11 protein-coding genes are annotated in these 14,069 nt (G+C 71.0%); 8 read left to right on the forward strand and 3 right to left on the reverse strand.

Annotated features, from left to right (window positions below):
- Positions 1-16: 16 nt before the first annotated feature.
- The 4 genes from ACSU6M_RS24475 to ACSU6M_RS24490 all read left to right on the forward strand — a co-directional run bounded on the left by ACSU6M_RS24475 (position 17) and on the right by ACSU6M_RS24490 (position 6,319).
- Positions 17-298, forward strand: coding sequence for an acylphosphatase (locus tag ACSU6M_RS24475; RefSeq protein ID WP_437072336.1), 282 nt, complete (start codon positions 17-19; stop codon positions 296-298).
- Between the two features lie 377 nt (positions 299-675).
- A complete protein-coding gene (locus ACSU6M_RS24480; RefSeq protein WP_351837238.1) occupies positions 676-879 on the forward strand; it encodes a hypothetical protein in 204 nt (67 codons plus the stop codon).
- A 209-nt stretch (positions 880-1,088) separates the two neighbouring features.
- Complete coding sequence (smc, locus tag ACSU6M_RS24485; protein ID WP_437072338.1) at positions 1,089-4,679, forward strand: chromosome segregation protein SMC; 3,591 nt, start codon at positions 1,089-1,091, stop codon at positions 4,677-4,679.
- Between the two features lie 224 nt (positions 4,680-4,903).
- Positions 4,904-6,319, forward strand: a complete 1,416-nt coding sequence (locus tag ACSU6M_RS24490) for a sugar porter family MFS transporter (RefSeq protein WP_437072339.1) — start codon at positions 4,904-4,906, stop codon at positions 6,317-6,319.
- A gap of 111 nt (positions 6,320-6,430) precedes the next feature.
- Here the strand turns inward: ACSU6M_RS24490 and ACSU6M_RS24495 are convergent, their stop codons facing one another.
- On the reverse strand, positions 6,431-6,808 hold the full coding sequence (locus tag ACSU6M_RS24495) for a hypothetical protein (protein ID WP_437072340.1): 378 nt from the start codon (positions 6,806-6,808) through the stop codon (positions 6,431-6,433).
- Positions 6,809-6,862: 54 nt separating this feature from the next.
- Positions 6,863-7,834, reverse strand: coding sequence for an LLM class flavin-dependent oxidoreductase (locus ACSU6M_RS24500; RefSeq protein WP_437072341.1), 972 nt, complete (start codon positions 7,832-7,834; stop codon positions 6,863-6,865).
- 133 nt (positions 7,835-7,967) lie between these two features.
- Between ACSU6M_RS24500 and ftsY the strand changes: the two genes are divergently transcribed.
- The gene (gene ftsY / locus ACSU6M_RS24505) at positions 7,968-9,176 is read left to right on the forward strand and encodes a signal recognition particle-docking protein FtsY (RefSeq protein WP_437072342.1); all 1,209 of its coding nucleotides are present in this window, start codon (positions 7,968-7,970) and stop codon (positions 9,174-9,176) included.
- A 316-nt stretch (positions 9,177-9,492) separates the two neighbouring features.
- On the opposite strand, the gene ACSU6M_RS24510 is transcribed toward ftsY, so the two are convergent.
- Entirely contained in the window at positions 9,493-10,155 is a 663-nt protein-coding gene (locus tag ACSU6M_RS24510; RefSeq protein ID WP_437072343.1) for a bifunctional DNA primase/polymerase, read from the reverse strand.
- Positions 10,156-10,579: 424 nt separating this feature from the next.
- Here ACSU6M_RS24510 and nsdA point away from each other — a divergent pair, with 424 nt between their 5' ends.
- The 3 genes from nsdA to ACSU6M_RS24525 all read left to right on the forward strand — a co-directional run bounded on the left by nsdA (position 10,580) and on the right by ACSU6M_RS24525 (position 14,056).
- Positions 10,580-12,058 carry a transcriptional repressor NsdA gene (gene nsdA, locus ACSU6M_RS24515; RefSeq protein ID WP_437072345.1) on the forward strand — a complete coding sequence of 493 codons (1,479 nt, stop codon included), beginning with the start codon at positions 10,580-10,582 and terminating at the stop codon, positions 12,056-12,058.
- Positions 12,059-12,380: 322 nt separating this feature from the next.
- The gene (locus ACSU6M_RS24520) at positions 12,381-13,721 is read left to right on the forward strand and encodes an ammonium transporter (RefSeq protein ID WP_437072347.1); all 1,341 of its coding nucleotides are present in this window, start codon (positions 12,381-12,383) and stop codon (positions 13,719-13,721) included.
- Entirely contained in the window at positions 13,718-14,056 is a 339-nt protein-coding gene (locus ACSU6M_RS24525; RefSeq protein ID WP_030990174.1) for a P-II family nitrogen regulator, read from the forward strand. Before ACSU6M_RS24520 ends, ACSU6M_RS24525 begins: the two co-directional genes overlap by 4 nt.
- The last annotated feature ends 13 nt before the right edge of the window (positions 14,057-14,069 follow it).

Below are 14,069 nucleotides of genomic sequence, written 5' to 3' on the forward strand. Positions count from 1 at the left end.
CGGTTAGGTTGCAGTCATGAGCGACGATGTGCGACTGGTCGCCTGGGTGCGTGGACGCGTCCAAGGTGTGGGTTTTCGCTGGTTCACGCGGGCCAAGGCCCTGGAGATCGGCGGACTGAGTGGTTTTGCTCTCAATCTCGACGACGGCCGCGTCCAAGTGGTGGCGGAAGGGCCCCGCGCGGGCTGCGAGGGGCTTCTGGAGTGGCTCCAGAGTGACGACACGCCCGGGCGCGTGGACGGTGTGACCGAGATCTGGGACACACCGCGCGGCGGCTACGACGGCTTCGCCATTCGCTGACTTACGGCGGCACAGGGCCCCGGCGAGCGCACCGAAGCATTCCGCCGGAGGCCGCCCGAAGGGAAAAGCTCCTGGTTGCTGCCGAGAACCCCTTGCCCTGGCCCGCTCCGCACGGAAAGATGATCGCCACGCCCCAGGGCCCCGCAGGAGTCGCGATGCCGCCGTTTTCCGGCCGTGGACACCGGGTTGCCCCCCAATACGGGGCGTGATCGTGTTGACCGTCAAACTTTTTGGTGAGACGCTGAAAGCCCCGCGCACCTTAGCTGTTTGGCATGGAACAACGGCAGAGCAGCATTGAGCCTGCCAAGCACCGCGGGTGCGAATCCCTCACGACCCAACCGCATCGGTCGGTCACTCAGTGTGGAGGACCATCCATCATGGCAAAGGCGCTTCTCGGTTACGTCGGCGGCTCCGACCCTCGACTCCTCGCCGAGATGCGACGGCTCCAGCAGCGTGTGCAGGACCTGGAATCGGAGCTCGTACGAATCCAGGCGGAGAACGACGCGCTGACGGCTGCCGCTTCTCACCACGAGATCATGGAGAGCATCGACGCACACCAGGCGGAGCCTGCGCTCACCTGATCACTGCATCGCAACACATCGACAGCAGTGGTTGGGCTGCCCGTAACAACCGCTCAGTTGTCAGATTTGCAAGGGACGCCTCGGCGTCCCTTCTTTCTTGCCCCCGCGCATCCTTTCAGTATCTGTAACGTCTGGTGTGCCCCCGGCGTTCACCGGCGAAACCGCGCGTTCATGGAGTGAGACGGACCCGGAAGGTAGAGTCCAGCGGCGTGCACCTCAAGGCCCTGACCCTCCGGGGGTTCAAGTCCTTCGCCTCGGCGACCACGCTCCGGTTCGAGCCGGGGATCACGTGTGTCGTCGGACCGAACGGCTCGGGCAAGTCCAACGTGGTGGACGCCCTCAGCTGGGTCATGGGGGAGCAGGGCGCCAAGTCGCTGCGCGGCGGCAAGATGGAGGACGTCATCTTCGCCGGCACCACCGGGCGCCCGCCGCTCGGCCGTGCCGAGGTGTCGCTGACCATCGACAACTCCGACGGGGCACTGCCCATCGAGTACGCCGAGGTCACCATCACGCGGATCATGTTCCGCAACGGCGGCAGCGAGTACCAGATCAACGGCGACACCTGCCGCCTGCTCGACATCCAGGAACTCCTCTCCGACTCCGGCATCGGCCGCGAGATGCACGTCATCGTCGGCCAGGGCCAGCTCGACTCCGTCCTGCACGCCGACCCCATGGGCCGCCGGGCCTTCATCGAAGAGGCGGCCGGCGTCCTCAAGCACCGCAAGCGCAAGGAGAAGGCGCTGCGCAAGCTGGACGCGATGCAGGCCAACCTCGCGCGCGTCCAGGACCTGACCGACGAGCTCCGGCGCCAGCTCAAGCCCCTCGGCCGCCAGGCCGCCGTCGCCCGCCGCGCCGCCGTCATCCAGGCCGATCTGCGCGACGCCCGCCTGCGCCTCCTCGCCGACGATCTCGTACGGCTCCGGGAAGCACTCCAGGCCGAGGTGGCCGACGAGGCCGCGCTGAAGGAACGCAAGGAAGCCGCCGAGCAGGAGCTGAGGAAGGCCCTCCAGCGCGAGGCCCTGCTGGAGGACGAGGTGCGCCGGCTCACCCCGCGCCTCCAGCGCGCCCAGCAGACCTGGTACGAGCTCTCCCAGCTCGCCGAACGGGTCCGCGGCACGATCTCGCTGGCCGACGCCCGCGTGAAGAGCGCCACCTCCGCGCCCCCCGAGGAGCGGCGCGGCCGCGACCCGGAGGACATGGAGCGCGAGGCCGCCCGCATCCGCGAGCAGGAGGCCGAGCTGGAGGCGGCTCTGGAGGCGGCCCAGCGCGCCCTGGACGACACCGTCGCCCACCGCGCCGAACTGGAGCGCGAGCTGGCCGCCGAGGAGCGCCGCCTGAAGGACGCGGCTCGCGCCATCGCCGACCGCCGTGAGGGCCTTGCCCGGCTGTCCGGCCAGGTCAACGCGGCCCGCTCCCGCGCCGCCTCCGCCCAGGCCGAGATCGACCGCCTCGCCGCCGCCCGCGACGAGGCCCAGGAACGCGCCGCGGCCGCCCAGGAGGAGTACGAGGCCCTGCAGGCCGAGGTCGACGGCCTCGACGCGGGCGACGCGGACCTCGCCGAGCAGCACGAGGCCGCCAAGCGCCGGCTGGCCGAGGCGGAGGCGGCGCTGACCGCCGCGAGAGAGGCGGCCACCGCGGCGGAACGCCAGCGCGCGGCCACCCACGCCCGCCGGGAGGCGCTGGCGCTCGGCCTGCGCCGCAAGGACGGCACGGGCCTACTGCTCGGCGCCCGGGACCGCCTGACCGGCCTTTTGGGCCCGGCGGCCGAGCTGCTGACCATCACCCCCGGCTACGAGGTCCCGCTCGCCGCAGCGCTGGGCGCGGCGGCGGACGCGATCGCGGTGACGAACCCGACGCAGGCGGCCGAGGCGATCCGCCTGTTGCGCAAGCAGGACGGTGGCCGAGCGTCCCTGCTGCTGGCGAGTGAAACGTCCCCCAGGGGCGCGGGGAACAGCGCGACCGGCCACGACGAACCCGCAGACGCCCGACAAGCCGATCCGGCACCTCCTGCGGCGCACTTCGTCCGCGGCCCCGCCGAACTGATGCCCGCCGTGCGCAAGCTCCTGCACGGCATCGTCGTCGTCGGCACGCTGGAGGACGCCGAGGAACTGGTGTACGCGCGGCCGGACCTGACCGCGGTGACCCAGGACGGCGATCTGCTGGGCGCCCACTTCGCCCACGGCGGCTCCGCGGGCGCCCCCAGCCTGCTGGAGGTCCAGGCATCCGTCGACGAGGCCGCGGCCGAGCTGAAGGAGCTGGAGGCCCGCTGCGAGGAACTCGCCCAGGAGCAGCAGACGGCAACGCAGCGACGTAGGCACGCCGCCGCCCTCGTGGAAGAACTCGGTGAGCGCCGCCGTGCCGCCGAGCGCGAGAAGTCGGCAGTCGCCCAGCAGCTGGGGCGCCTCGCCGGGCAGGCCAGGGGCGCCGCCGGCGAGGCGGAGCGCAGCACCGCCGCGGCGGCCCGCGCGCAGGACGCGCTCGACAAGGCCCTCCAGGAAGTGGAGGAACTGGCCGAGCGGCTGGCCGTCGCCGAGGAGATGCCGTTCGAGGAGGAGCCCGACACGTCGGTACGGGACCGTCTCGCCGCCGATGGGGCCAACGCCCGCCAGACGGAGATGGAGGCCCGCCTCCAGGTCCGTACGCACGAGGAACGCGTCAAGGGGCTGGCGGGACGGGCCGACTCGCTCGACCGGGCCGCCCGAGCGGAGCGCGAGGCACGCGCGCGTGCCGAGCAGCGGCGGGCCCGGCTGCGCCACGAGGCGGCCGTCGCGCAGGCCGTCGCCGACGGCGCCCGCACCCTGCTGGCCCACGTCGAGGTCTCCCTCGGCCGGGCCGAGCGCGAGCGGGTCGCGGCGGAGGCGGCCAAGGCGCGGCGCGAGCAGGAGCTGGCGGCGGCCCGGACGCAGGGCCGCGACCTCAAGGCGGAGCTGGACAAGCTGACCGACTCGGTGCACCGCGGCGAGGTGCTCGGCGCCGAGAAGCGGCTGCGGATCGAGCAGCTGGAGACCAAGGCGCTGGAGGAGCTGGGTGTGGAGCCCGCCGGGCTCGTGGACGAGTACGGCCCGCACCAGCTCGTACCGCCCTCCCCGCCCGCCGACGGCGAAGTGCTGCCCGACGACCCGGAGGACCCGCGCAACCAGCCGCGGCCCTTCGTGCGGGCCGAGCAGGAGAAGCGGCTGAAGGCGGCCGAGCGGGCGTACCAGCAGCTCGGGAAGGTGAATCCGCTCGCGCTTGAGGAGTTCGCGGCGCTGGAGGAACGCCACAAGTTCCTCAGCGAGCAGCTGGAGGACCTGAAGAAGACGCGCGCCGATCTGCTGCAGGTGGTCAAGGAGGTCGACGAGCGCGTCGAGCAGGTCTTCACCGAGGCGTACCGGGACACGGCCCGGGAGTTCGAGGGCGTCTTCAGCCGGCTCTTCCCCGGCGGTGAGGGCCGGCTGATCCTGACCGATCCCGACAACATGCTGACCACCGGTGTGGATGTCGAGGCGCGTCCGCCGGGCAAGAAGGTCAAGCGGCTGAGTCTGCTGTCCGGTGGCGAGCGGTCGCTGACGGCCGTCGCGCTGCTGGTGTCGATCTTCAAGGCCCGGCCCAGCCCGTTCTACGTCATGGACGAGGTCGAGGCGGCGCTGGACGACACCAACCTCCAGCGGCTGATCCGGATCATGCAGGAGCTCCAGGAGACCTCTCAGCTGATCGTGATCACCCACCAGAAGCGGACCATGGAGGTCGCCGACGCGCTCTACGGCGTCTCCATGCAGGGTGACGGCGTATCGAAGGTCATCTCCCAGCGACTTCGCTAGATCAACTTCACGATCCATTCAAGAAGTGAACACCTACCACCCCGGCGTATCTGCTAACTCACACTCCTCCGGCTATTGACTTCGATACTTGAAGGCATAGTCTCTGCAACGTTGTTTTCACCTTCAGGTGTGAGCGGCGTGTACCTGTGCGCCACTGGTTACCCACACCTGGAAAGGGCACACCCCCCAGTCCGGCAGCGTTGCCGGGGGTCGAGGAGTTGATCGTGACCAGCACAGCGCAGGCGTCGAAGACAGGAGCCGGGGCGGCTCATCCCGATCATCTCGGGCACGTCATCTTCATCGCGGCCGCCGCCGCGATGGGCGGTTTCCTCTTCGGCTACGACAGCTCCGTGATCAACGGCGCCGTCGAGGCCATCCGCGACCGCTACGACATCGGCTCGGCCGCGCTGGCCCAGGTCATCGCCATCGCCCTGATCGGCTGTGCCGTCGGCGCCGCGACCGCGGGCCGGATCGCCGACCGCATCGGCCGGATCCGCTGTATGCAGATCGCCGCGGTGCTGTTCACCGTCAGCGCCGTCGGCTCGGCGCTGCCCTTCTCGCTGTGGGACCTGGCCTTCTGGCGCGTGGTCGGCGGCTTCGCCATCGGCATGGCCTCGGTCATCGGCCCGGCCTACATCGCCGAGGTCGCCCCGCCCGCCTACCGGGGCCGGCTCGGCTCCTTCCAGCAGGCCGCGATCGTCGTCGGCATCGCCGTCTCGCAGCTGGTCAACTGGGGTCTGCTGAACGCCGCCGGCGGCGACCAGCGCGGTGAGCTGATGGGCCTTGAGGCATGGCAGGTCATGCTCGGCGTCATGGTGGTCCCGGCCGTCCTCTACGGCCTGCTGTCCTTCGCCATCCCCGAGTCGCCGCGCTTCCTGATCTCCGTCGGCAAGAAGGAGAAGGCCCGCGAGATCCTCGCCGAGGTCGAGGGCGACATCGACCTGGACGCCCGTGTCACCGAGATCGAGCACGCCATGAAGAGCGAGCACAAGTCGTCCTTCAAGGACCTGCTCGGCGGCTCCTTCTTCTTCAAGCCGATCGTCTGGATCGGTATCGGCCTGTCGGTCTTCCAGCAGTTCGTCGGCATCAACGTCGCGTTCTACTACTCCTCGACGCTGTGGCAGTCGGTCGGCGTCGACCCGACGGACTCGTTCTTCTACTCCTTCACCACGTCGATCATCAACATCGTCGGCACCGTCATCGCGATGATCTTCGTGGACCGGGTCGGCCGCAAGCCGCTCGCCCTCATCGGCTCCGTGGGCATGGCGCTCGCCCTGGCGCTGGAGGCATGGGCCTTCTCCTCCGACCTGGTCGACGGCAGGCTGCCCGAGACGCAGGGCTGGATCGCCCTGATCGCCGCCCACCTCTTCGTCCTCTTCTTCGCCCTGTCCTGGGGTGTGGTCGTCTGGGTCATGCTCGGCGAGATGTTCCCGAACAAGATCCGCGCCGCCGCGCTCGGTGTGGCCGCCGCCGCGCAGTGGATCGCCAACTGGGCGATCACCGCGAGCTTCCCGTCGCTGGCCGACTGGAACCTGTCCGCGACCTACGTGATCTACACGGTCTTCGCCGCGCTCTCCATCCCCTTCGTCCTGAAGTTCGTGAAGGAGACCAAGGGCAAGTCCCTGGAGGAGATGGGCTGACCGCCCCCCGAACTCGGGGAGAAGGGCCAAGTCCCCGCTGCCCCTCTCCTCGTACCGTCCGCCGCCCCCGCTCCCTCCCGGACCGGGGGCGGCGGTGTCCGTGCGCGGCGGTCACCGGATGAGGACGCCCCCGCCGATCTCCAGGGCCTTGCGGGCGCTGTCCTCGATGATGCGCAGGCGCAGCTCGATCTGGTCCCGGTGCTCCTCGACGCTCCGCGGGTGCTCGGTGCCCTCGGCGATCGCGTCCAGATGATCGCGCAGCAGAGCGACCTCGCGCAGGAACTCGGGCACCTGGCCGCCTTCCACCTCCATGTTCTGCTCCCTCAGGAGGGGCAGGAAGCGGGCGCCCAGCGAGCGCACGAGGTCCGAGCCCCACACAGTGCTGCGCCAGGACTCGAAGCCGCCGGACTGATACACGTCGTCGGGCACGTCGAGGATGCGCATGTTTCCGTTCGGTTCCCGGACGAACACTTCCACCAGCAGACTCATGCGCCCAGTGGATCAGCGGCACGACGGCCGGGGCCACCGAATAGGTGCACCGCGTCAGCCGCCCAGGGCCGGCAGCACCTCCTGGGCGAACAGCCGCAGGCTGCGTCGGCCCTCCTCCAGCGGCATGCCGCCCACCAGCGGGTGCAGTACGTAGGTGTCGTGGCCCAGCGCCACGCAGGCGTCCGGGGTGAGGACCCGGTAGACGCCCTCCGCGCGCAGTGCCTCGACCGTCGTGGCCGTCGACCGCACCGCCGAGCGGATCCCGGCCGACTGCCAGGCGGCGTAGGTGCGGGCCTCGTGCAGGAACCGTTCGCCGTGCTCGGCCCAGGTGCGGTCGGGGTCGGTGGAGAGGTGCAGCAGCGGGGTCTCGGCGGCGGGCATCATGGTCCAGCCCTCGGTGCCGTACTCCACCAGCCGCTCCTCGTAGTACGCCGCCAGCTCCGGCAGGTGCGCGCTGGGGAAGAACGGCAGGCCGAGGCGGGCGGCCCGGCGCGCGGCGGCCTTCGAGGAGCCGCCGACCAGCAGCAGGGGGTGCGGGTCGGTGAAGGGGCGCGGCGTGACCCGTACCGTACGGCCCCGGTACGTGAACGGCTCGCCGGTCCAGGCCCTCAGCAGAGTCTCCAGGAGCTCGTCCTGGAGCCGGCCGCGGCGGGCGAAGTCCACGCCGAACATCGCGTACTCCTCGGGGCGGTAGCCGATGCCGACGACGGTCACCAGGCGGCCGCCGCCGAGCAGGTCCAGGACCGCGATGTCCTCGGCCAGCCGCAGCGGGTCGTGCAGCGGGCCGATCGCCGCCGAGACGGTCACCGACAGGCGCCGGGTCACCCCGAGGAGCGCGCCGGCGAAGACGAAGGGGGAGGGCAGCCAGTTGTCCGCCACGCCGTGGTGCTCCTCGGTCTGAACGGTGGTGATCCCGTGCTCGTCGGCGTACGCGGCCAGCTCCAGCGCGGCCCGGTGGCGGGCGGCGAGGGAGGCGGGGGTGGCGCCGGGTTCGACCAGGTTGAGGCGGAGCACGGAGACGGGCATGGCGGGCCCCCTTCGGTGGGTGCCGGGGGACCATAGCTGACGGCTCATCAGATGACCAGGGTGTGCACGCCCGCCCATCGCAGGAGCGTCCGAGCGGGTCCGAACCGGACCCATGGCCGATACTGGACGGGTTATGGACATCCTCATCCTTGCTGTAGTCATCGCCGTGGTCGTGCTCGGCGCGCTCGGCGGGCTCGTCGTCGGCAGCCGGCGGAAGAAGTCGCTGCCCCCGCCGCCCCCCGCAGCCCCCGACCTCACCGCCCCTCCGGCCGAGCCGCACGTCGGCGACGAGGCCGAGACGCCGCGGGAGGAACCGCGCCGCACCATCGAGGAGGTGGACCTCCCCGGCGGTGGCGCGACCGCCGTCGAGGAACCTCCCGTCGTCGAAGAGCTCCCGCCGACCGAGATCGAGGTCCCGGAGCCCACCGCGGGGCGCCTGGTGCGTCTGCGCGCCCGTCTGTCCCGCTCCCAGAACGCCCTCGGCAAGGGGCTGCTCACGCTGCTGTCGCGCGAGCACCTCGACGAGGACACCTGGGAGGAGATCGAGGACACGCTGCTCACCGCCGACGTCGGCGTGCAGCCCACCCAGGAGCTGGTCGAACGGCTGCGCGAGCGGGTGAAGGTGCTCGGCACCCGCACGCCCGAGGAGCTGCGCGCACTGCTGCGCGAGGAGCTGCTGAAGCTGGTCGGCACCGAGGTCGACCGCAGCGTGAAGACCGAGCCGGAGGACCGCAAGCCCGGCATCGTGATGGTCGTCGGCGTCAACGGCACCGGCAAGACCACCACCACCGGCAAGCTCGCCCGGGTCCTGGTCGCCGACGGGCGCACGGTCGTCCTCGGCGCCGCCGACACCTTCCGCGCCGCCGCCGCCGATCAGCTCCAGACCTGGGGCGAGCGGGTCGGCGCCCACACCGTGCGCGGGCCCGAGGGCGGCGACCCCGCCTCCGTCGCCTTCGACGCGGTGAAGGAGGGCAAGGAGATGGGGGTCGACGTGGTCCTCATCGACACCGCCGGCCGTCTGCACACCAAGACCGGCCTCATGGACGAGCTCGGCAAGGTCAAGCGGGTCGTCGAGAAGCACGCGCCGCTGGACGAGGTGCTGCTGGTGCTGGACGCCACCACCGGCCAGAACGGCCTCGTCCAGGCCCGGGTCTTCGCCGAGGTCGTCGACATCACCGGCATCGTCCTGACCAAGCTGGACGGCACCGCCAAGGGCGGCATCGTCGTCGCCGTCCAGCGCGAGCTGGGCGTGCCGGTCAAGCTCATCGGTCTCGGCGAGGGCGCGGACGATCTGGCGCCGTTCGAGCCGGAGGCGTTCGTGGACGCGCTCATCGGGGAGTGACCCCCCCTTCTCGCCTCCGGCGATCCGGAGGTGGCTTCATCGGGAAGCGCCCGCCCCCCGAGGTGCAGTCGGGGAGCGGGCGCCGCGTCTTTCGCTCCTGAACGGGCGCCGCTCTCGCGGACGTGGTCGCTCGCCGTCGCCGTCGCCGTCGCCGTCGCCGTCGCCGTCGCCGTCGCCGTCGCTGTCGCCGCCGCGGCCGCTCGCCGTCGCGGTCCCTCGCATGACGGATGGGTCCGGTGAACGGGGAGGAAGAAGGGCCCCGCCGCATGGTGCAGATGCGGCAGGGCCCTTCGCTCTGTGCGCCCGCCCGCCGGGGTCAGGCCCGTGACCGGTGCGCCACGTACGCCAGCGTCCCCAGCAGCAGCCGTGCCTGCGGGGGCTTCGTCGCGGCGTCCAGGTCGGGGGCGCGCAGCCAGCGGACCGGCCCGAGGCCGGCGCGGTCGGAGGGCGGGGCGGTGATGAAGTCGCCGGGGCCCAGCGCGTGCAGGTCGAGGCCGGGGTCGTCCCAGCCCATGCGGTACAGGAGCGCGGGCAGCTCGGTGGCGGCGCCGGGGGCGACGAGGAAGTGGGCGCGGCCGTCGGGGGTGGCGGTCACCGGGCCGAGGGGCAGGCCCATGCGCTCCAGCCGCACCAGCGCCCGGCGTCCGGCCGCCTCGGCGACCTCGATGACGTCGAACGCCCGCCCCACCGGCAGCATCACCGCGGCCCCGGGGAACTCCGCCCACGCCTCGGTCACCTCGTCCAGCGTCGCCCCGGCCGGCACCTCGGGGGCGAAGTCCAGCGGATGCGCGCCCGGCCGGCGGCAGTCGGCCCGGCCGCAGGAACAGGCGCCCCCGGCGGCCCGCGCGCCCGGGACGACGTCCCAGCCCCAGAGCCCGGTGTACTCGGCCACGGCGGTGCACTCCGACGAGCGCCCCCGGCGACGCGAGCCGGACCGGATGTCGCGCATGCCCCGACTACTGCCGATCGTGAAGCCCATGCCCCCTCCAACGGGTCCGACGCACCGGTGGTTACGAGACCGCCGGACACTCACCGAGCCGTGGTTCAAGCGGCGCCTTCATGTGCACACGGTGGTGCACCCGACAGCGCGCGCCCCTGTGTGCACCGCTCCGCTCATTCCCGTCCGGCCTATGTCAAGTGAATCGTGTGAAGGCCACCGTGAGTTCATTCGAAGGGGTGGCGAATGGTGGCGATTCCGGGATCGCCATGGCTGGACCGGTGATCGTAGGATTACTTTGAGTGCACGACGCTCCGGGGCACTTGCTCTTGTGGGTATGCCGGAGGCAAGTCGCTATCCCGTTCGAAGGGTGAGAACCGCCGGACGGGCGGCCTGAATTGCGGGCATTCTGATAGGGCTTGACGCAAGGCGGCGGCAAGCGGTCTTCAGGGATGGGGGCGTTCCAGTGGGCGGCAACGGCGGAAGCGGGACGAACGCTGACAAGCGCCCCAACGAGCTGCTCGGCTCGTGGTTCGTGCGCAGCGGCTGGTCCAAGGGCGAGCTGGCCCGCCAAGTGAACCGCCGGGCACGCCAGTTGGGTGCCAACCACATCTCCACCGACACCTCGCGCGTACGCCGCTGGCTCGACGGCGAGAACCCGCGCGAGCCGATCCCGCGGATCCTCTCGGAGCTGTTCTCCGAGCGGTTCGGCTGCGTCGTCTCCGTCGAGGACCTCGGGCTGCGCGCCGCCCGCCAGTCACCCTCCGCGAGCGGTGTCGACCTGCCCTGGACCGGCCCTCAGACGGTCGCCCTGCTCAGCGAGTTCTCGCGCAGCGACCTGATGCTGGCCCGCCGCGGCTTCCTCGGCACCTCGCTCGCCCTGTCCGCGGGACCCGCCCTCATCGAGCCCATGCAGCGCTGGCTCGTCCCCGTCGCCGGGGGCACCGCGCAGCAGGCCGAGACGGGCTCGGCCGCCACCCGCGCGCGGGGGGAGCTGTCCCGGCCGGAGCTGGACCTGCTGGAGTCCACCACCGCCATGTTCCGCAAGTGGGACGCCCAGTGCGGCGGCGGCCTGCGCCGCAAGGCGGTCGTCGGCCAGCTGCACGAGGTCACCGACCTGCTTCAGGAGTCCCAGCCCGAGGCCACCAGCCGCCGGCTGTTCAAGGTAGCCGCCGAACTCGCCGAACTGGCCGGCTGGATGTCGTACGACATCGGTCTGCAGCCCACCGCCCAGAAGTACTTCGTGCTCGCGCTGCACGCCGCCAAGGAGGCCGGCGACCGGCCGCTCGGCTCGTACATCCTCTCCAGCATGAGCCGCCAGATGATCCACCTCGGGCGGCCCGAGGACGCGCTGGAGCTGATCCACCTCGCGCAGTACGGCAGCCGGGACTGCGCGAGCCCGCGCACCCAGTCGATGCTGTATGCGATGGAGGCCCGCGCCTACGCCAACATGGGCCAGCCCGGCAAGTGCAAGCGGGCCGTGCGGATGGCCGAGGACACCTTCGCCGACGCCGACGAGTGGGACGAGCCCGACCCCGACTGGATCCGCTTCTTCTCCGAAGCCGAGCTGCACGGCGAGAACAGCCACTCCTTCCGCGACCTCGCCTATGTCGCCGGCCGCAGCCCCACCTACGCCTCCCTCGCCGAGCCGCTGATGCAGCGGGCCGTGGAGCTGTTCGCCCAGGACCACGAGCACCAGCGGTCGTACGCGCTCAACCTCATCGGCATGGCCACCGTGCACCTGCTCCAGAAGGAGCCCGAGCAGGCCACCGAGCTGGCCGCGCAGGCCATGCAGGTCGCCAAGAAGGTGCGTTCCGAGCGGGTCAACACCCGTATCCGAAAGACCGTGGACACCGCCGTGCGCGACTTCGGTGATCTCGCCGAGGTCGTGGACCTGACCGACCGGCTCGCGATCGAGCTGCCGGAGACCGCCGAAGCGGTCTGAACCCCCGAACCCCGGCCGCGGCCGGCCCTCCCGAACTGCCCGACTCGGCTCCCCCATGCCAGTCATTCGGAAGGCCGACCGCGGCCGGATCCCTTCTCGCGAACGCGTCCGCGGAAGGTTGCGCCACGATAACGATCCCGCGCGCCGACATCCGCCGATTCACCGACGCGTAACACGCACGGCGCCTTCGTCACCGCCGCGAAACAACGAGGGGCTTCCACCGAAACCGCGTTGCGCCAATCTCGTGGCGCATAACCGGCCCACCCCTCAATCCGCTCAGGCTTCGCCCGCACGGGGCCGTACCAACGACGAGGAGACGCCGATGGCACCAGCCATCACGCTTGCCGCAGAGACGGAGCTCTCTGCCGCCAACACAGGTTTCATGCTCATCTGCTCCGCCCTGGTGATGCTCATGACCCCGGGCCTGGCCTTCTTCTACGGAGGCATGGTCCGGGTCAAGTCCACCCTGAACATGCTGATGATGAGCTTCATCAGCCTCGGGATCGTCACCGTCCTGTGGGTGCTCTACGGCTTCTCCCTCGCCTTCGGCACCGACTCCGGCAGTCTCATCGGCTGGAACGCCGACTGGGTCGGCCTCAGCGGAGTCGGCCGGGACGAGCTGTGGGGTTCGTACAACATTCCGCTGCTCGTCTTCTTCGTCTTCCAGCTGATGTTCGCGATCATCACGCCCGCCCTGATCAGCGGTGCGCTCGCGGACCGCGTGAAGTTCACCGCCTGGGCGCTGTTCGTGGCGCTGTGGGCGACCGTCGTCTACTTCCCCGTGGCCCACTGGGTCTGGGGTGAGGGCGGCTGGGCCTTCGACATGGGCGTGATCGACTTCGCGGGTGGTACGGCGGTCCACATCAACGCGGGTGCCGCGGCGCTCGGCGTGATCCTGGTGATCGGCAAGCGCATCGGCTTCAAGAAGGACCCGATGCGCCCGCACAGCCTGCCCCTGGTGATGCTCGGCGCCGGTCTGCTGTGGTTCGGCTGGTTCGGCTTCAACGCCGGCTCGTGGCTCGGCAACGACGACGGCGTCGGCTCCCTGATGTTCGTCAACACCCAGGTCGCCACCGCCGCCGCCATGCTGGCCTGGCTGATCTACGAGAAGATCCGCCACGGCGCGTTCACCACGCTGGGCGCCGCCTCCGGTGCCGTCGCCGGTCTGGTCGCCATCACCCCGGCCGGTGGCGCGGTCTCCCCGCTCGGCGCGATCGCCGTCGGCGCCGTCGCCGGTCTGCTGTGCGCCATGGCCGTCGGCCTGAAGTACAAGCTCGGCTACGACGACTCGCTCGACGTCATCGGCGTCCACCTCGTCGGCGGCATCGTCGGCTCCCTGCTCGTCGGCCTCCTCGCCAGCGGCAAGGGCCAGTCCGAGGTGGAGGGCCTGTTCTACGGCGGCGGCCTGGACCAGTTCTGGAAGCAGTGCGCCGGTGTCTTCGGTGTCCTCGCCTACTCGCTGGTCGTCTCCGCGATCCTCGCCTTCCTCCTCGACAAGACCATCGGCATGCGGGTCTCCGAGGACGACGAGGTCGCCGGCATCGACCAGGCCGAGCACGCCGAGACCGCGTACGACTTCAGCGGCGCCGGCGGCGGTGCCGCCCGGACCGCCGTCCCCGCCCCCGTCACCGAGGCCGCCCCGAGCAAGAAGGTGGACGCATGAAGCTCATCACCGCCGTCGTCAAGCCCCACCGGCTCGACGAGATCAAGGAAGCCCTCCAGGCCTTCGGCGTCCACGGTCTGACCGTCACCGAGGCCAGCGGCTACGGCCGGCAGCGCGGCCACACCGAGGTCTACCGGGGCGCCGAGTACACCGTCGACCTGGTCCCCAAGATCCGCATCGAGGTGCTCGCCGAGGACGACGACGCCGAACAGCTGATCGAGGTCATCGTCAAGGCGGCCCGTACCGGAAAGATCGGCGACGGCAAGGTCTGGTCCCTGCCCGTCGAGACCGCCGTACGCGTACGGACCGGCGAGCGCGGCCCCGACGCGCTCTGACCTGATCCGGAAC

Origin of the sequence: Streptomyces sp. enrichment culture (assembly GCF_964272895.1) — a bacterium.
GTDB lineage: Bacteria > Actinomycetota > Actinomycetes > Streptomycetales > Streptomycetaceae > Streptomyces.